Here is a 17,592-nt window from a genome sequence, read left to right as displayed (position 1 = left end):
CTAGAAGAATCAAATGTGATTCATGATATTGCCTACACTTACCATTCCCCAGTTGGCAAAAACAGATGGATTAGATGTTCCATAATGGACTTCTATATTGCCATCTGTTTTTATTTTGCACATGTTAACTGGATTTTTTTACATAAACACTAAATTAAAAAAGTACGTATATGAATTTCTTAAAAAAATGAACCTTTTCTAGTAATCATTTGTTTATAACGTAGAACCATCAGAAAGGAGTGCCTTGGATTGACAGAACGTGAATTATTCGATTCATACAACAAAGATGTTTACCGTACCTGTTATTACATGCTACGGAATGCCCAAGATGCGGAAGATCTCTGCCATGATGTATTTGTCACCGTCTTTCGTCAGGATTGGAGAAGTGTAGAGCATACACGTGCTTGGATTTTACGAATTGCGATGAATCAATGTTTAAATTTGCTTAAAAGAAAGCAAGCTCAGTTAAAAAAAGTGAGTCAGGTACAGTTGCTGCAGGAGCAAACTACGGCATCAGTTAAATCTGTAGATACCATTGTATTGGAGAAGGCAGCTGAGGAGGAATGGGAGGCCCTACTCAGACAGCTACCAGAAAAGTTAATGGCTGTTGTCACCCTACGCTACATTGGTGAGCTATCATTAGTGGAAATTGCGGAAACCTTAAAGATTCCAGTGGGAACAGTGAAATCGAGACTCCATAAGGCATTGAAAATCATGCGCAAAAAACTAGAACAAAATCAAAATTTATGGTTGAAGGGAGAGAATCAATTTGGAACGCATTGAAAAGAAAATGAAAAAAGAGATGAACGCAGACCATAACATAAAGTATCCTGACTTTGAACAAATGTGGAACAGTATCCAGCAGGATGAACTAAAAATGGTAGATGAACCGATCGAAGTTCTACCTCGAAAAAGAAAGAGATTTGTTTTGGTTGCAGGATTAGCCGTCGCTCTAATGGCTACACCTGTCTACGCAGCACTGAATTATGATTGGTCAACTATTCTTTCTTATAGAGCTGGTATTCAGTCTGCATTAGATCAAGGCTTAGGGCAGACGATTGAACAATCTGTTACGAAGGATGGGTTTACGCTAACTGTACATACGGCGTTTATCGATGATAACAGAACCTTTCTTTTGTATAGTCTGAAACCTGATGCCTCTTGGGATGGAGAGGATATAGGCTTTGAACATACCAGGCTGAAAGATTCAAAGGGTAACTTTATTGAAGGGAATTATACACATTCTTGGAATGAGGAGCTTGGTACCTTTCAGGGTTATTTTGAAACGGATTGGGTTGCTGAAGGACAGATGACAGATGTGGAGCTTATGATGGAGAATATTCAATTCATCAGCGATAAGAAATATTCTATCGACTATAATCCAAATGACTTAACTACGCAAGTGTTCCCTATTCAAAAGGATGGAGTTGACACGGTGTCTATTCAATCTTTTGCACAAGATGAGGGTAAAATATTGCTTAAAACGGCAGTTACACTTACAGATTTAAAAGTCCGAAATACAGGGATATTCATTGAGGCGATTAATAATACGAATCATTCAATTGAAACAGGGAAAAGATCTTTCATGGGAAAACAGGGAGCAAAAGGAGAATATTTTAGTCAGCAACTATTCGAGTCTGAAGCCTTACAAGAAGAGGGAACTAAATTCGAAATTTCTTATAATCGCATACTAGAAACAAAAGAAAGCGCTTGGAATATGCAACTAAATCTCTCTAAAAAACAACTGGAAAATACGTCATTTAAGAAAGTACTAGATATTCCAATTGACAATGTGCCTGGTGGAACTAAAATTCATGAAATGACGGTTACACCGACCCAAGTTCGATTGATTCTTACTCAAGAAAAATACGAAACTTTCCCTTATATGGATTATCAACTGGATGTAGGTGGAACTTTATTGACTGGGTATATTTCGGGTGAGGATGGAAATCCTAATGAAACAGAGCTACGCTTTGAAATAAATGGACTAAATGCAGCTTCTTTGGAAAATCAGTCTTTAACTTTCGTTGCTAAGAACCGTGTTGAAGGTTTATACGGAGACGACAATTCAATTCAATTAACAAACATATCAGCAAAGCCTCAAAGTGTAACATCTAATATAGCAGGGTACCCAATTTCATGGACTTATTATATAAAGGACAATAACCTTTATGTCGAATCATTAAGCCCGGATCCAGGATTTGCTGGAGTCAATCAAACCTATTATTTAGAGGGTAAAGAAAAAATCTATGGGACACCTGAATTTATGGGCATTCTTGAAAATAATAAAAGAATGGATGTTTATGAGAATTTTGACAAGAAGGAGCTAGAAATTCTAATTTATAAATATTTAACTAACAAGGCAAATGATGAGCTACGTATACCCCTTACATTTGGAAAATAACTAAATTAGTAATCCCATCTATTTGACTTTTACTATTCAAATAGATGGGATTTTTGCTATAAAGATTAAAGAGCTTTACATAAAAAGAAATGTATCATATAGTTTAGTTAACTTAAATAAATTAATTATTACAGGAGAAGATACATGACCTCTAACGAAAAAACACAAAAATCTTTTGCTTATAAGCTTGGATTAGGTATTATTATCTTTTCACTTTCTTTATGGTTAATCCCAATTATTACACCTTTCACACCGATACCTACAAAAGTAAAGGCAGGAATTATACCAGGAAGTATTATTTTGGCTGAAATCTTATTTTGGCTTGGTGCTTTACTTGTTGGAAAAGAAGTAGCCAACAAATTTAAAAGCTATCTAAATCCTAAAAAATGGCGAGAAAAAGGTGACACTCAAAAAAATGAAGAATAACCAGGTAGCGGAGCAAATAAATCAAACTATTGAAGATATTTGGATCATGCTTGAGAAAATGGAAAGAGCTTATACTAATTTCTCCTTAAATAATCAGCAATATGTTCTTTTAACATTAGTGATGCGTCATCCGTCCTGCTCACCTTCAGAACTAGCAGATAAAATGGCTATTACAAAAAGTGCAGTGAGTCAGCAATTAACCAAGCTTGAACAGGATGGCTTTATAGTGAAAAGGCAGCAAGAGGAGGATAAGCGTGCCTTTTCTGTTGAATTGGGTGAGAAGGGTCTATTATATAGACAGAAAGTTGATGCCTTTAATCAACAGATTACAGAAAAGTACCAGGCTAACTTAACAACTGAAGAGTTAGCTGAAATGTTAGCTACTCTAGAAAAAATGAAAAAAATACTGTATGAATTTTAGAAAAAGTTTGACATTTTATCGGGTGTGTCTTATAGTAACCCTTAATATAAAAGGGGGAATAAACATGGTCATTACTCTTGTCCAATCATTCACAATAAAACATCATCATCATCACTAGTCTTGCTATCTTTATTAAATTATTAATATTGAATAGGAAGACTATTTCTCATGTAATCGTATAAATAAAGCTGATTTGAGCTTTATCGTTATACGGTTTTTTTATTGCTCTAAAAATGAGGAGGAAATGATGATGAAAAAAATGGACTACCAAAATGTTCGAGGAACACAAGATTACTTACCAGAGCAGGAGGCTACTCGTCGTGTGATACGACGTACGTTAGAAGATACATTTATAGCCTATGGCTGCAAGCCGTTAGAAACACCTATTCTTAACTATACAGAGCTGATGGCTTCTAAATATGGTGGTGGTGCTGAGATTTTACAGGAGATGTATACATTAACAGATCGAGGTGAGCGTGATTTAGCGTTACGCTACGATTTAACAATTCCATTTGCAAAAGTTGTAGCGATGAATCCAGCGATTGCTATGCCATTTAAACGATATGAGATTGGCAAAGTGTTTCGAGATGGCCCGATTAAGGCTGGTCGTTTTCGCGAATTTACACAATGTGATGTTGATATTGTTGGAATAGAATCACAGGCTGCTGAGGCGGAGCTAATGATGATGGCGATAGATGCCTTTGATCAGCTTAAATTGAAAATTAATCTCCAATTTAATAATCGCAAGCTTTTAGTCGGTCTGCTGCAATTATTTGAGGTTGAACAGGATCAAATGAATCGCGTCATTTTAACGTTAGATAAGATTGAAAAAATAGACGAGAAAACGATGCTCATAGAATTGAAGGCATTGGGGTTATCAGATAATAGTATTCATAAAATAAAACACTTTTTAGATAGACGTCCTCAAATAAGTATGGCGTATTTTGAAGGATTCGCGACCGAGAATGTCTTTTTACAACAAGGTTTACAGGAATTAATGGAACTAACTTCTTATTTAGAGGCACTTGGAATAAGTGAGCAATGTATTTTCAATCCATTTTTAGCAAGAGGACTTGAAATTTACACAGGAACAATTTATGAAATTTTTTTAGCAGATGGAACAATCCGCTCAAGTATTGGTAGTGGGGGACGCTATGACAATGCGATTGGTGGCCTTTTAGAGACAAATCAAACCTATGCTACTGTTGGTATTTCATTTGGTTTAGATGTCATCTATACAGCATTAGAGCTATCGGGAAAAATAGAGCAAAACGCTCCTAGCGTGGATATTTATATAATTCCTCTGGGAACAGAAAAAGAGGCACTAAAGCTAGCAACTGCATTACGGCGAGAAAAATATAAAATAGAAGTTGAGCTAAGTGGGAAAAAAGTGAAAAAGGCGATGGAAAAAGCCAATCGTGAAAACACGCCAAAGGTTATTGTATTAGGGGATAACGAGGTCAATCAAAATATGTATAAAATAAAAGATATGAAAAGCGGTGAGGAAGAAATCGTTGCGTTTATCTTTTCAACACCATAGCATGGAAAAAACGGCTGATCCCACTCTATTATAGGATTTGAGCCGTTTTTTTGGTTATTTTTCCGATTTAAAAACCAGTTTCCATATCAAAATGTTGATGAAGAAAAGCACAATGAAATATATAGTAGCACCGTATGTTATCTGAGCTATCAAATAGTGAAGCCCTACAAGTAAGCCTAAAGGAATCAATAATAAAAGAATCTTCCAGCCTTGTGCATCGTTAACTTCATCATAGGGCTTGGTAAAGGGTAATTTGTTTGTCATCATGACGAAACAAAGGATGGTATATAACCAGCTTGTTATCAAAACAACTAGTAAATCAGGGATAATTCGAATACCATAAATATAGCTAAAGACTATACTTAGTACTAAAAATAACGGAGTATACAATTTAATTAAAAATGCCTTTAAGCTACCTTTTTGTAAATCTGTATAATCTTTAAGCGGGAGCGTTTTATAAATCCATGCGGTCTTATATTTAGCAGAGTGACCAAGCATAAGGACAGCGGATGGTATAATCATCATACTAAAATAGATATTTAAATAGCTTATACTACTAGCATAATCGACTTCTTCCCCTCGGCTAAAAGTAAACATAAAAATAAAGGGAATAATAAATGAAAAACCTAAAGATGGGTAGACCTTTAGCTTAAACTCTCGCTCTTGCTTCATCATCAGAGTTGCGAAGCGATAGAAAGCTCGTTCCTCGTGTGTTCTACACACAATGGTTAATAAAAACGACTTTAGTCGATTATTCTTTTCCTTTTTAGATTTACTTGTACTTAGCAGTTTTTGGAGATTACGTTCAAAGGTTGGTATGAGTTTAATATAGATCCAAATTGAAATAATAGGTACAATCACTGCTAAGATGGTATAAATGACTGTCAATAAGGATGTGTCACCATGCAGTATGAGTTCATAAGGCGCAGCAAACCACATCGGTATTAAGAAGAGGTTCCACCAATGAAACGACACTACCATATCTAAATTGACGAATTCAAAGGATCGAATAAGAACTTGATAGCCAATCATCAGCATTAGAGATAAAGCAATTTGTACATAATTAATCATATCCTTCAGCTTTTCACCATCGAAGAAGCGTAAAATGGCAATATATAAAATGGCTGTGATGGCAACTATAAATAAATTCATTAATAGAATTTCAAGACCTGTTAAAATAAAAAATACAATCCCTTGAGTAAAAAGGCTGACTATTAGAGGGATGGCTGTGAGGGCCAATGTTAAATAAGATAAATAAATAAAAATATGCATAAATTTTGCTGCATTAATTGTTTTAGCCGAAATAGGCTTAGTTGAAAGTATGCTTTTATCTCGTATATCTAAAAGCACAGAAGAAAAGTCAGAAATCAATGAAGTCATAATCAAAAAGATGATCATTGCAAAGGCAATACTCATCTGAAATAGAAAATTTTGACCAAATCCCATAAGCGGGATAAGTATAAGCCCGAATAACATATAAATCCATAGAGACTTAATGTAGCCGTACTTTTGATTGTCTTTCTTTTTGTTTTGATTAAATAGGGTAGGTACTTTCCGTTCATCCATCGTTAATTTTATATGGAGGATTTTTCTCATCATGCCATAATCAATGCCCATTTTTATAAAAAGCCATCGGAATTTATCAAGCAATCGTAGCGTTTTGAAATCTGTCATAATTGTCCCCCACGAACGACGGACACAAATTTTTCTCCGATTTCCTGATGTTCATGAAATCCTGTTAACTGGTTAAAAATCCTTTCTAATGTTCCTTCGGTATTATCTGCTTGTAATTGGGCAAATGTTCCATCCGCTGCGATTTTTCCATCATACAGCAGAATGATACGGCTACTGATTTTTTCAACGACATCCATAATGTGGGATGAGTAAAATATAGTCTTTCCGTTCGCAGCTAGTTGCGTTAAGATTTCTTTAAAAATCATGACACTGTTTGCGTCTAGGCCATTGATCGGTTCATCTAAAAATAGCAGGTCTGGATTATGTATTAGGCTTGCAATAATTAGTAGTTTTTGACGCATGCCTTTAGAATAAGAGGAAATTCTAGAATGGTACGCTTCACCAACTCCAAACAGTTCCATTAGTGATTTGGATTTGTCAGCCGCCTCCTCTAGCTCTAATCCATATAGCTGGCCGATGAAGGTTAAATACTCATAGCCTGTTAAGTTATCATAAACATCAGCGATTTCAGGAACGTAACCAATTCGCCGTTTATAATCAATTTGATCTTGCCTTATGCTTTTCCCAAAGAGCTTAATTTCGCCACCATAATCACCTTCTAGCCCTAGAATAAGTTTTACAGTTGTACTTTTACCCGCGCCATTGGGGCCAATATAACCAATGATTTCACCTCTAGCTGCATGAAGGTCAATTCCTTTCAGGATTTCCTTGTTTCCATAACTCTTCGTTAAATTCGTAATTGTTAAAATCTCTTCCATTCTATAGCCCCTTTCAGTTATTTAGAAAAATTAACCATAATTACACTATATCATATTAAAAGAGAGGATATTCTTTTTCCTGAAATGAAACCAGTTCATTCCTAGCCTTGTCTAACGTTATAAGAGGGGAGGGATCGTCATGACACCTAATGAGAAAGAAAAATTGCTTTATGAAGTAATGAATCAGCATGGAGATTATTTAAAGCGATTAATTTATACATATGTAAAAGAACCACAAAAAACAGAGGATCTTGTACAAGAGGTTTTTATTAAATTTTATAAAAGCATCGATGTCTTTGAAGGCCGTTCATCCGCTAAAACCTATTTATATCGAATAGCCGTAAATGAATGCAAAAATTATTTGAAAAGCTGGCATTATAAAAAAGTTGAAGTGACGGAGAAAATGAAAAACTGGCTAAAACGAGACTCCCTAGAACTGGATATTTTACAACAAGAGCAGAATCAGTCTATAGGGCAATTAGTCAATTCTTTACCCACTAAATATCGTGAAGTGATTTGGCTGCATTATTATGTTGAATTATCAATAGCAGAAATAGCTGAAGTGTTAAAATGCTCACCTAACACCGTAAAAACAAGGTTAGCCAGAGGACGAAAATTAGCAAAAATAACGATAGAGGAGGGTGATTTAGAATATGAATATTAAAAATGAACTTGAGAAATCTATACCTACATCTATTAAGCTATCCGAGAATGATAAAGCGAGTATTCAGGCTAAATTACACCAATCTCACAAACCTAAATATCAATGGAAGCCTTTAATGGTTTCAATATTTGCGGTTCTCCTAATTGGAATCAGTCTCATACCTACTATTCAAAATGTGGAGCAAAATATATCGCCAACGGATTCTCCCCTAGCTATTCCTGATGAGCAAGAGGATACAGTTGGAGAACCACTTCCACCGCTTACAGAAGAAATGAAAAAGCAGTACTATAAGCAATATGTAAAAATTATAGAAGAAGCGATGGAATTGAAATCAGGTTTAAACATTGCTGTTGGACCAATTGAAGACTTCGAAGATGAATATTGGATTTCACCTGAAGAATTTGAAAAGAACATTCAATCTTGGGTGAGACAACACTTAGCCACAGAAAGAGAGAGAATTAATAATTACCTGATTACACCAGAACCTGTAATTACGAGTGAAGACGGTAGTACAACTAAAAAGACCTATATGTACTTCCCTGATATTTTAAGAACTGTGGAGGTAACAGGGGATTTTGAAACACAATATAATGCATCTCGCAAACGCCAAATGTTTTCTTCTGTTGAAAATGTTTCTACAAAACTAATAAAAACGCAATCAGGAACGTGGAAGCAAACCTCCTATAAAACAGCTTTAATTGACGACGGACGAACATTTAGTATTCAAATAGAAGGGATTTTTGAATTAAATAACGCTCAATTTGAGAAGAGATTTACCATTGAATTTTACTGTGATGAAAACGGAAAAATCTATTAATATTACTTTAAAATTGAACAAGCTTCATTTTCCCTCTAATTTTTATTCTTTGCTGTCACAAAATGGTGATGAATTTAGTTATACAGATAGAGAGGAGGAAGCTTGTGACTATACCAACTAAATCCAATAAGAATATGGGCGCAGATATAAAAGCTATAGTAGAGAAAGTTCAAGCAGGGGATATCCAAGCTTATTTGCTCAAGCGGTCAATGAATATGAAACTTTGAAGGAACAGCTTACCTATCATTTCAAGGTGATCGCCTAACATATACCCTGAAAAAAGAGCCTTTCATTTAAAAGATGATTACTCAAGATAAAAATGAAGGCTATGAAAAATATTAAAAAAGCCATTCTCAACAATATAGAGAATGGCTTTCTTCTATAATATAGTAGTCTATCTAGCAAGTTCCACAACAGCATCATAAAAAATATTAGTTGCTACAACAATATCCTCATCTGAACTGTATTCTAAGGGATTGTGACTAATACCATCCTTTGAACGGACGAATAGCATCCCAATCGGTGCAATTTCAGCTATATTCATTGCATCATGCCCAGCACCACTTATGAGAGAATAAGGTCGTATACCTTGCTTTTCAATACTTGTAGTGAGTTGCTGTTGTAGCATGGCATCCGTTTTTGCTGGTTTAATACGCTGCAATACTTTTGAAGTCAATGTAACATGTCTTCGTTCAGCAATTTGTTGAAGTCGTTGCATAATTTCTTGTTCTAATGCACTTACTTTATTTTCGTCAATATCACGAACATCAATCGAGAACGTGACTTTACCTGGTATAACGTTTGTTCCATTTGGAGAGACCGTTAGCTTACCAACCGTTGCAACGGAATCTGTTGTATTGTTTAATAGTTGCTCAATAGCTAAAATCATTTCGCTTGCCGCAGTTAGAGCATCCTGACGAATAGGCATAGGTGTTGCACCAGCATGTTCACTAACCCCTGTTACGGTTACCTCTAGCCATAAAGGGGCAGCGATACCTGTGACTACACCGACTGGTAGGTCTTCATTTTCTAATACTTTTCCTTGCTCGATATGCATTTCTAAATAAGCTTTTATGTCATTGCGATGCACTTGTGTTAAAGGATAAGGTGATAAATGGAAATCCCTCATGGCTTTTTCAATAGCAATGCCAGCTTCATCTGTATGCTGTAATTGCTCCTCTGTTAAAAGACCAGCCATTGCACTACTGCCAAGGAGCCCAAAGCCAAATCTCGTGCCTTCCTCATCTTTAAAAGCGACAACTTGAATTTTTTTAGAGGGTAGCAACTGTTGCTCATGCATAGTATGTACCACTTCAATAGCTGCTAGCACCCCTAATGCTCCATCATATTTACCACCCTCTGGTACTGTATCGATGTGAGAGCCTAGCATAATGGTTTCATTTCCTTCACCATATGTACCAATAAGGTTTCCAACTGCATCGATTGTGACATTCATACCTGCTTGTTCCATATAAGCTGTGACTAACTCAATTGCCAGCTTTTCTTCTGGTGTGAACGAGAAGCGGTTAATGCCACCTGTCTTTTCATTGCGACCAATTTGACTTAAGTCTTGAAGATGCTGTACGAGCCTAACTCCGTTAATCATGACATCACTCTTTCATTTGGAATTGGAAGTGGCACTGTCCTTCACGTAAAACAAATTGATCATGTACCACCTCTAGGCTTTTATTGTACCCTTTAGCAATAGAAGGGTCGATGACTTTACAATACAGAATGCCATATTTACCCATATTATCATCTGCCCATTGTTGACCTAATGGGCAATGAGTAAACGTTTGTTCAACCTCATTTTCTTTATAAACGGTTTCGATTTCAAACAAATCACTACGACCCATATCATAGTTAGTTAAATAATGCTCCACGGAATTTTCTAGGCCGTTTGTGCGAGCACGTTGAGCAATACCTTGGCCCCGCTTATGGCCAAAACGTTCTACTGCCCGCATAATCACTTGTTCACCAGCTTCTCCATATTCGTCTACCACTGGCTTGGCAATCTGTGCAAACATTTTAGAAAATCGAGCAAACGGTGTTAAATCAGCAAATTTCTCTTCACCTACAACGATTTGAGGTAAGTATTCAAAGAAAGTATGATTTTCACCTTCTGCTGTTGCTTTTTTCGCCATGGCTTCAGCATCCTTTAAACCAAACGCCTCTAAACCTTTTTGTACTAATCTCCGACCATGCTCTCCATACTGCTCTGTAATGGAGAGATGTAATTCTGTAAACATTTTTGCGGTAATTATGTCCATAGATAAAGCCTTCATCATTAATTTTTCCTCTGCCATTTTATGAGCCCCCTCATTACAAATCATATTGATTTACTTGGATTTTATTTTTATTATAGAGGTGGCTAGTAATTTAAATCAAATGAATATTTACACAATCCAATATGAAAAAAAATCATAAAAGGAGCAGAATAGCATGGCTACATTAGCACAATATATTGCTTTCCATACACTTATCGATACAGGGAATTTTACAGAAACAGGCTTAAAGCTCAATCTCACACAGTCTTCAATCAGTCATACGATTAGTAATTTAGAGGCAGAACTAGGGCTTTCTCTAATTATTCGAAACCGCAATCATATTGTTTTAACGAGTGAGGGGAGAATTGTTTACGAACATATCTCAAAAATATTGCAGCAACAACAGCAGCTTGAAACCTCTGTAGCAAATTTAAAAAATCTCATTGGGGGGACGTTATCGGTTGGTATTCTACCAAGTGTTTCCTTGGTGTTATTACCAAAGGTTTTAGCGTATTTCGAACAACATCATCCAGACCTACAAATACGTTTGATGGAGGGAGATTATGATCAAATCGAAGAATGGCTTCATAATGGCGTTGTCGATATCGGTTTTTTAGTGCAACCAAATTCTAAATATCTTGTATTCGATGCGATTTTTAATGATGAGCTTGTTTGCATTATGGCACAGGAGCATCCATTGGCGAAGGAAGAGATGCTCTCTCTAGAGCAATTGCAGGATGAACGCTGGATTATGCCTAAACGTACGATTGATCGAGATGTATCAAAGATTTTAGCTAAACATAAAATCCATCCCAATGTAGTCTATGAACTATCAGTAGACCAAGTCATTTTGACAATGGTCAATGAAAATTTAGGCATTTCTGTTGTGCCCAACTCCCTTTTACTACATGCACCAAGTAACCTGATTAGAAAAAAATTTTATCAAGCTTATATTAGACAGGTTGGAATTGCACATAAACACAGTATTCATCTTTCTCCAGGAGCTTTGAAGTTTGTAGAAATATCGAAATACTTTGCCTCCTTTTTACAAAATTAGTTATTGACAATTAAAAAAACCCGAACTATTATCTGATAAAACCAATTGGGATTGTTTTGATTAATCAGATGGAGGACTTTGGGTATATGCATACAATTGTTTATGTTGAAATATTTGTCTATTTACTCGCTATGCTAGGAGTAGGGATTTACTTCAGTAAAAAAGATTTATCACATAATGATTACTTTCTAGGGGGAAATAAACTACCGGGCTGGGCGTTAGCCTTTTCAGAGCGTGCAACGGGTGAATCCGCCTATATGTTTTTAGGGGCAATTGGCTTTATTTATGTGGCTGGGTTGTCTGGCATTTGGATTTTATCTGGCATGCTTTTAGGCGTTGTTGTGTCATGGCTATTTTTATCAAAGCGCTTTATGACAGAGCAACAAAAATATAAGGTGAATAGCCTAACAGATTATATTGCTGTTAAATTTCCAAAGCACGCAGATATAATTCGTTGGTTAGCTTCTGCAGTATTGGTGTTATTCTTTGTTTGCTATTTAGCAGCTCAATTTTCCGGGATGGGTAAAACGATTTATTCATTTTCAGGACTCAACATCACATGGGGAACAATTATTATTGGAGCAATAATAATTGCCTATTCATGTATGGGAGGATTTATGTCCGTAGTTTGGACAGATACAATCCAAAGTTTTTTAATGCTGATCTCGTTCGTCATTGTACCAATTGCAGCTTATATGGAAATTCAACATCAAGGTTTAAGCATTTCAACAGAGCTTGCACAAATGGGCAATGGTGCGGATAGTTGGGTTGGAGGCTTAAATGGACTTGCCTTAGGGGCGATGTTATTTACAAATCTATCATGGTTCTTTGGCTGGCTTGGGGGGCAACCTCAATTGAGCTCTCGCTTTATGGCTATTACGACTGAAAAAGAGCGAATTACTGGCCGTAATATGGCGATTATTTGGACATTAATTGTCTATGTGGGTGCCTTTTTATCTGCCATTTTCGCGTCCACTTTGTATAAGCAAGGTTCTATTGAAGATCCTGAAATGATATTGCCGCATATGGTATTTGAAATTTTACCACCTTGGGTTGCAGGAATTATTGTGGCTGGTATTTTAGCAGCTATTATGTCAACGGCTTCGTCTCAATTGTTAGTCATCACAACATCGATAAGTGAGGACATCATTCATAAAACTTTACGTTGGAATATTTCTAGCAAAAAATTGGTTCACCTTTCACGTCTAGTGGCTGTTATTAGTGGGATTGTGGGTATTATCATTTCACTCAAATCAGGTTCTGTGATTTATAGCTTAGTATCCTTTGCATGGGCAGGGATTGGCAATACATTTTCGGTTGTGATCCTTTTAATCTTTTTCTGGAAACGTGTTTCAGGCATTGGGGTCATTGCTACAATTATTGTCGGTTTTATTAGTGCGATTGTATGGTCCCTGTCACCTATGGAGGCCGTTGTGTCAGCCAAGGCAGCGACATTCTTTATTTGCTTAATTGTTGGAGTTGTGCTGTCTTTAGTATGTCCTGATAAAAAGGAAAACGATCTGAATGATATTTTAAAATAATAATAAAACTCCTCTTTTGCTGATATATTTCTCAAAAGGGGAGTTTTCTTTTTATGCTTATGACCATATTGAAATATGATAGAAAGAAGAGCAACCACTCTAACAGGAAATTACATAATGTGTGGACCTTTTTGGTTAACAGGGTTTATGCAAAAATGAAGCAAGGGGGTTAGGAAGTGTTTAGTGATTTTAAGCTTATGGATGAACGACCAGTTTATGTACAATTGAAGGATTATGTTCAAGACATGATTGTCAAGGGGCATCTGTTGGAACATCAAAAACTTCCATCTACCCGTGAACTTAGTAAGTTATTAGCAATCAGTAGAAACACGGTGCTGAACGCATATGCCGAATTAGAGCTAGATGGCATCATCTATGCATTGAAAGGAAAAGGGCATTTTATCGGAAAGGTTACTACAATGAAAACTTCTTCTGTTGAAATAGATTGGAAACAAAGGCTGAGTGAAACAACTTTATTAGCTGATGAAATTGATTTAATACGACAAGATATACACTGGAAAAAAGGTATGATTTCATTTACTAGTATAGCTCCAGAAGAAAAGCTTTTTGATGTGGAAAATTTCAAAAGGGCATTTCTCACAAGGATGTCCATTGAAGGAGATATTGTCTTGAACTATGGCTATGCCAAGGGGTATAAGCCCTTAATTGACCATCTTCTTAGCTATATGGAGATGAAAGGTGTGGACATTTCGAATAAGGATATATTAATTACAAATGGTTTTACAGAAGGTCTAGATATTTTATTGTCCTCTTTAGCTAAAAAATCAGGGCGTGTACTATGTGAAAATCCTACACATCATGCAGCATTGAAGCTTTTCCGTTTGCATGGGTTAGACATACATGGCATCGATATGCAAGATGACGGGATTGACATGGAACAGGTGGAAGAAACGTTAGCAGATCAGGATTTTGATTTTGCCTATCTTATCCCGTCCTATCATAATCCAACAGGAATTGTCACTTCCTCCGAAAAAAGGAGTGCTATTTTTCAGCTTTTCTCCAAATATCAAATACCCATTGTAGAAGATGGTTTTAATGAGGAGTTAAGGTATTCAAGCTCGCATTTGGCACCACTAATCGCTTTTAGTGGTACAGGTAATAACATTGTCTATATTGGTAGCTTTTCTAAAATTCTTTTCCCTGGCTTACGTGTTGGCTGGATTTTAGCAGATAAGGAGTTAATTGATAGCTTGGAAAGTATGAAAAGAGCTCGAACAATTCATACATCAACCCTGGATCAGGCAGTGTTATATCAATATTTACAGGATGGTTACTTTGAAAAATATTTAAAGAAAGCAAGATTTGTTTACAAGAAAAAATATGAGCTTGCCCGTCAAGCCTGTATGCAATATCTTCCCTTTAGCAGGATAACAGGGGATGGGGGACTTCACCTTTTTATAGAACTAAAAGAGGATGTAGATGCACGTTTGTTGCTTGAGAAGTGCTATGACAAGGGCGTGGTATTTTATCCAGGCGATGTATTTTATACAAATGGGAGAGGTAGTAATACATTTCGTTTAGGTTTTTCTAGGTTAGCAGATGACGATATTATTCGAGGTATTCAAATCATTGGTGATACATTGAAAAACGTTATGAGGAGTTGAAAAAATGAAGGTTGGCGTAATTATGGGTGGTACTTCCTCTGAAAAGCAGGTTTCCATCATGACAGGTAAGGAAATGGTCGCTCAATTAGATAAGCAAAAATACGAAGTTGTGGCCATCACATTAGATGACAACAAAGAGGTAATTGACAAGGTGGGTGATATTGATGTGGCTTTGTTAGCACTTCACGGTAAGTTTGGGGAAGATGGTACGATTCAGGGGGTACTAGAAACGTTAGGTATTCCTTATACAGGAAGCGGTCTTCTAGCAAGTAGTTTGTGCATGGATAAAAATATGGCTAAAAAAATCCTTCGCTATGAAGGTGTCGCAACTCCAGATTGGGTGCATCTCATAAAGGGAGAGGAGTTGCCCCTACAGGATATAGAGCTTATGGGTTATCCACTTGTAGTTAAGCCAAATGCTGGTGGTTCTAGTGTGGGTGTTCAAATTGTCCATGATCGGAGTGACTTATTGGCTGCGATTACAGAGGTATTTAAGTGGGATAACGAAATCATTATTGAGCAGTATTTGATTGGTGACGAAATTACATGTCCAATACTCAATGAACAGCTATTGCCAGTCCTGTCAATCAAACATACAGCAGTATTTTTTGACTATCAGGCAAAATATGATGATGCTTCTACAGTAGAGGAACCTGTGGAACTACCACTTGCAATTCATGACCGAGTGGCAAAGGCTGCGATGATTAGTTACAAGGCTTTAAGATGCAGTGTCTATGCAAGAGTAGATATGTTAATTAAGGATGGCGTTCCTTATGTGTTAGAGGTTAATACATTGCCTGGCATGACGCAAAATAGCCTCCTACCAAAAAGTGCCCTTGCTGCGGGGATCAGCTATTCAGCACTATTAGACAGCATTATCGAAAGCTCTTTACAGATGGATAGAAATAGGTAAATAGAAAAACAAAACCGCCGATAGAATTTTTGTGAAAGGTGAAAATGGATATCCGTTGCAAGCTACTTCTAATGAGTCATTAGATCGTTACTTAGGATGAAAGATAAGAAAAAGACACCTTTGCACATATGGTTGATTGGAATGGAGCCAGCGTCACTCCTACGGGATTAAGCGACTCATCGGACGTCCCTTGGAAAGAACGCTGGCGGAACGGAAATCCCCCCTCGCTTTGCCAAAAGATCTTTTTTCTGCTAGTGACATGAATATTTTTTCAACAACATAAAACACCTTTTGTTGTTACCTACAAAAGGTGTTTTGACTGTTTTATGATTTTGCTAATTCAATAAAGCCTTCTCCGAAAACGTCCCTTACATCATGAATGGCAATAAAGGCGTCCTTGTCTACTTCTTTGACAATTTTTTTAAGCTTTACAACTTCTTGTTTACTAATAACAATATACAGGATTTCCTTTTGTTCCTTTGTATAATAACCATGACCTGATAGAACAGTTACCCCACGATTCATATAAGCAGTTACCTGTCCAGCAATGTCTTCAGGTTTTTTAGAGATAATGGTAACTGCCTTTTTAGGGTTAACCCCTTCAATAACAAACTCCATTACCTTTGTACCAACATACAGCATAACAATTGTTAGCATTAATGCCTCCGCACCAATGATAAAATAAGATGAAAATGCAACAATTAAATCGAAGAATAAAAGTCCATAGCTAATACTCCATCCAAGATATTTGTTAGTGATTCTCGCTAAAATTGTAGAACCTGCTGTTGTACCACCAACTCTGATAATCAAGCCAATACCGACTCCTGCAAATACGCCACCAAAAATTGTATTGACGATAATCTCATCTGAAGAAATAGACCACGTTTCTGTTAAATGTAAAAATAAAGAGTGGAATGAGACCGCAATGATTGTATAAATTGTTGTTTGTCTATTTAAAAATTTATAACCAACGATAAGTAAAGCTGCATTCATAGCAAAGCTGACAATACTTGGCGACCATCCGAACAGATAATAAGCAATAATGGTTAAGCCTGTTACGCCACCTTCACCTAAATCATTTGGAATAACAAATAAGTTAACTGCTAGGGCAAAAAGCAGTGATCCCAGCATAATCATTAAAATATCGATAACGTATTTCTTCATTCACATAACACCACCAAATCAAATTTTATTTTTTCTTAAATTCCATACTATATCAGGTTTTCACCAAATGATATACTTTTTGGAATGTTCATTTGTGATATATCGACAGTAATAAGTGTGTCTTTAGAGAGAACTTTGGAAACTTGACATATTATAGCCAGAATTTATAATAGTTGTAACACCGCTAGGAGGGTTATTAAAAAATGACACATGCTATGAGACTACGTTTCCCAATATTGAACCAATAACTGAATAGGGCCAAACTCTATTTTGTGACACCAGAGTAAATGGGATAGTCTG

18 protein-coding genes are annotated in these 17,592 nt (G+C 36.3%); 13 read left to right on the top strand and 5 right to left on the bottom strand.

What is annotated here, in order from left to right:
* The first annotated feature begins 249 nt into the window (after positions 1-249).
* The 5 genes from NP781_RS21355 to NP781_RS21335 all read left to right on the top strand — a co-directional run bounded on the left by NP781_RS21355 (position 250) and on the right by NP781_RS21335 (position 4,791).
* Positions 250-783: an RNA polymerase sigma factor gene (locus NP781_RS21355; RefSeq protein ID WP_004225288.1), complete on the top strand. Its 534-nt coding sequence runs from the start codon at positions 250-252 to the stop codon at positions 781-783.
* Positions 770-2,404 (top strand): DUF4179 domain-containing protein, encoded by a 1,635-nt coding sequence (locus NP781_RS21350; protein ID WP_257520794.1) that lies wholly within the window; start codon positions 770-772, stop codon positions 2,402-2,404. Before NP781_RS21355 ends, NP781_RS21350 begins: the two co-directional genes overlap by 14 nt.
* 144 nt (positions 2,405-2,548) lie before the next feature.
* Positions 2,549-2,830 (top strand): transporter suffix domain-containing protein, encoded by a 282-nt coding sequence (locus NP781_RS21345; protein ID WP_103118974.1) that lies wholly within the window; start codon positions 2,549-2,551, stop codon positions 2,828-2,830.
* A complete protein-coding gene (locus tag NP781_RS21340; protein WP_257520793.1) occupies positions 2,820-3,251 on the top strand; it encodes a MarR family winged helix-turn-helix transcriptional regulator in 432 nt (143 codons plus the stop codon). The genes NP781_RS21345 and NP781_RS21340 overlap by 11 nt, the downstream gene beginning before the upstream one ends.
* Before the next feature lie 250 nt (positions 3,252-3,501).
* Positions 3,502-4,791 carry a histidine--tRNA ligase gene (locus NP781_RS21335; protein ID WP_257520792.1) on the top strand — a complete coding sequence of 430 codons (1,290 nt, stop codon included), beginning with the start codon at positions 3,502-3,504 and terminating at the stop codon, positions 4,789-4,791.
* A gap of 54 nt (positions 4,792-4,845) precedes the next feature.
* On the opposite strand, the gene NP781_RS21330 is transcribed toward NP781_RS21335, so the two are convergent.
* Together NP781_RS21330 and NP781_RS21325 are read right to left on the bottom strand one after the other, a co-directional pair.
* Positions 4,846-6,465 carry a hypothetical protein gene (locus tag NP781_RS21330; RefSeq protein WP_257520791.1) on the bottom strand — a complete coding sequence of 540 codons (1,620 nt, stop codon included), beginning with the start codon at positions 6,463-6,465 and terminating at the stop codon, positions 4,846-4,848.
* The gene (locus NP781_RS21325) at positions 6,462-7,244 is read right to left on the bottom strand and encodes an ABC transporter ATP-binding protein (protein ID WP_221681760.1); all 783 of its coding nucleotides are present in this window, start codon (positions 7,242-7,244) and stop codon (positions 6,462-6,464) included. The genes NP781_RS21330 and NP781_RS21325 overlap by 4 nt, the downstream gene beginning before the upstream one ends.
* A 139-nt stretch (positions 7,245-7,383) precedes the next feature.
* On the opposite strand from NP781_RS21325, the gene NP781_RS21320 reads away from it, so the two are divergent.
* The 3 genes from NP781_RS21320 (at position 7,384) to NP781_RS21310 (ending at position 8,952) form a co-directional block, all read left to right on the top strand.
* Positions 7,384-7,908 carry a sigma-70 family RNA polymerase sigma factor gene (locus NP781_RS21320; RefSeq protein WP_004225272.1) on the top strand — a complete coding sequence of 175 codons (525 nt, stop codon included), beginning with the start codon at positions 7,384-7,386 and terminating at the stop codon, positions 7,906-7,908.
* Positions 7,898-8,725 carry a hypothetical protein gene (locus NP781_RS21315; protein WP_257520790.1) on the top strand — a complete coding sequence of 276 codons (828 nt, stop codon included), beginning with the start codon at positions 7,898-7,900 and terminating at the stop codon, positions 8,723-8,725. Before NP781_RS21320 ends, NP781_RS21315 begins: the two co-directional genes overlap by 11 nt.
* A 104-nt stretch (positions 8,726-8,829) precedes the next feature.
* Complete coding sequence (locus tag NP781_RS21310) at positions 8,830-8,952, top strand: hypothetical protein (protein ID WP_255538329.1); 123 nt, start codon at positions 8,830-8,832, stop codon at positions 8,950-8,952.
* A 167-nt stretch (positions 8,953-9,119) separates the two neighbouring features.
* On the opposite strand, the gene NP781_RS21305 is transcribed toward NP781_RS21310, so the two are convergent.
* Together NP781_RS21305 and NP781_RS21300 are read right to left on the bottom strand one after the other, a co-directional pair.
* On the bottom strand, positions 9,120-10,331 hold the full coding sequence (locus tag NP781_RS21305; RefSeq protein ID WP_257520789.1) for a Zn-dependent hydrolase: 1,212 nt from the start codon (positions 10,329-10,331) through the stop codon (positions 9,120-9,122).
* A 4-nt stretch (positions 10,332-10,335) separates the two neighbouring features.
* Positions 10,336-11,031 carry an L-2-amino-thiazoline-4-carboxylic acid hydrolase gene (locus NP781_RS21300; RefSeq protein ID WP_257520788.1) on the bottom strand — a complete coding sequence of 232 codons (696 nt, stop codon included), beginning with the start codon at positions 11,029-11,031 and terminating at the stop codon, positions 10,336-10,338.
* A 136-nt stretch (positions 11,032-11,167) separates the two neighbouring features.
* Between NP781_RS21300 and NP781_RS21295 the strand changes: the two genes are divergently transcribed.
* The 4 genes from NP781_RS21295 (at position 11,168) to NP781_RS21280 (ending at position 16,128) form a co-directional block, all read left to right on the top strand.
* Positions 11,168-12,049 (top strand): LysR family transcriptional regulator, encoded by an 882-nt coding sequence (locus tag NP781_RS21295; RefSeq protein WP_221681753.1) that lies wholly within the window; start codon positions 11,168-11,170, stop codon positions 12,047-12,049.
* Positions 12,050-12,135: 86 nt separating this feature from the next.
* The gene (locus tag NP781_RS21290) at positions 12,136-13,590 is read left to right on the top strand and encodes a sodium/proline symporter (RefSeq protein ID WP_221681747.1); all 1,455 of its coding nucleotides are present in this window, start codon (positions 12,136-12,138) and stop codon (positions 13,588-13,590) included.
* A gap of 176 nt (positions 13,591-13,766) precedes the next feature.
* Positions 13,767-15,215: a MocR-like pyridoxine biosynthesis transcription factor PdxR gene (locus NP781_RS21285; protein ID WP_257520787.1), complete on the top strand. Its 1,449-nt coding sequence runs from the start codon at positions 13,767-13,769 to the stop codon at positions 15,213-15,215.
* 4 nt (positions 15,216-15,219) lie between these two features.
* Complete coding sequence (locus tag NP781_RS21280) at positions 15,220-16,128, top strand: D-alanine--D-alanine ligase (protein ID WP_221681745.1); 909 nt, start codon at positions 15,220-15,222, stop codon at positions 16,126-16,128.
* Positions 16,129-16,452: 324 nt separating this feature from the next.
* On the opposite strand, the gene NP781_RS21275 is transcribed toward NP781_RS21280, so the two are convergent.
* Positions 16,453-17,292 carry a YitT family protein gene (locus NP781_RS21275; protein ID WP_004231561.1) on the bottom strand — a complete coding sequence of 280 codons (840 nt, stop codon included), beginning with the start codon at positions 17,290-17,292 and terminating at the stop codon, positions 16,453-16,455.
* Positions 17,293-17,495: 203 nt separating this feature from the next.
* Here NP781_RS21275 and NP781_RS25690 point away from each other — a divergent pair, with 203 nt between their 5' ends.
* A complete protein-coding gene (locus tag NP781_RS25690) occupies positions 17,496-17,540 on the top strand; it encodes an erythromycin resistance leader peptide (RefSeq protein WP_115364072.1) in 45 nt (14 codons plus the stop codon).
* Positions 17,541-17,592 lie beyond the last annotated feature (52 nt).

This window comes from Lysinibacillus sp. FN11, assembly GCF_024628845.1.
In the GTDB taxonomy this organism is placed as follows: domain Bacteria; phylum Bacillota; class Bacilli; order Bacillales_A; family Planococcaceae; genus Lysinibacillus; species Lysinibacillus capsici.
This window is presented reverse-complemented; position numbering and strand designations above follow the sequence as displayed.

What these genes read in the sequence shown, in the direction of transcription:
- NP781_RS21345 (WP_103118974.1), top strand. Translation starts at nt 2,549, where the DNA reads ATGACCTCTAACGAAAAAACACAAAAATCTTTTGCTTATAAGCTTGGA.
- NP781_RS21340 (WP_257520793.1), top strand. Translation starts at nt 2,820, where the DNA reads ATGAAGAATAACCAGGTAGCGGAGCAAATAAATCAAACTATTGAAGAT.
- NP781_RS21335 (WP_257520792.1), top strand. Translation starts at nt 3,502, where the DNA reads ATGAAAAAAATGGACTACCAAAATGTTCGAGGAACACAAGATTACTTA.
- NP781_RS21330 (WP_257520791.1), bottom strand. Translation starts at nt 6,465, where the DNA reads ATGACAGATTTCAAAACGCTACGATTGCTTGATAAATTCCGATGGCTT.
- NP781_RS21325 (WP_221681760.1), bottom strand. Translation starts at nt 7,244, where the DNA reads ATGGAAGAGATTTTAACAATTACGAATTTAACGAAGAGTTATGGAAAC.
- NP781_RS21320 (WP_004225272.1), top strand. Translation starts at nt 7,384, where the DNA reads ATGACACCTAATGAGAAAGAAAAATTGCTTTATGAAGTAATGAATCAG.
- NP781_RS21315 (WP_257520790.1), top strand. Translation starts at nt 7,898, where the DNA reads ATGAATATTAAAAATGAACTTGAGAAATCTATACCTACATCTATTAAG.
- NP781_RS21305 (WP_257520789.1), bottom strand. Translation starts at nt 10,331, where the DNA reads ATGATTAACGGAGTTAGGCTCGTACAGCATCTTCAAGACTTAAGTCAA.
- NP781_RS21300 (WP_257520788.1), bottom strand. Translation starts at nt 11,031, where the DNA reads ATGGCAGAGGAAAAATTAATGATGAAGGCTTTATCTATGGACATAATT.
- NP781_RS21295 (WP_221681753.1), top strand. Translation starts at nt 11,168, where the DNA reads ATGGCTACATTAGCACAATATATTGCTTTCCATACACTTATCGATACA.
- NP781_RS21290 (WP_221681747.1), top strand. Translation starts at nt 12,136, where the DNA reads ATGCATACAATTGTTTATGTTGAAATATTTGTCTATTTACTCGCTATG.
- NP781_RS21280 (WP_221681745.1), top strand. Translation starts at nt 15,220, where the DNA reads ATGAAGGTTGGCGTAATTATGGGTGGTACTTCCTCTGAAAAGCAGGTT.
- NP781_RS21275 (WP_004231561.1), bottom strand. Translation starts at nt 17,292, where the DNA reads ATGAAGAAATACGTTATCGATATTTTAATGATTATGCTGGGATCACTG.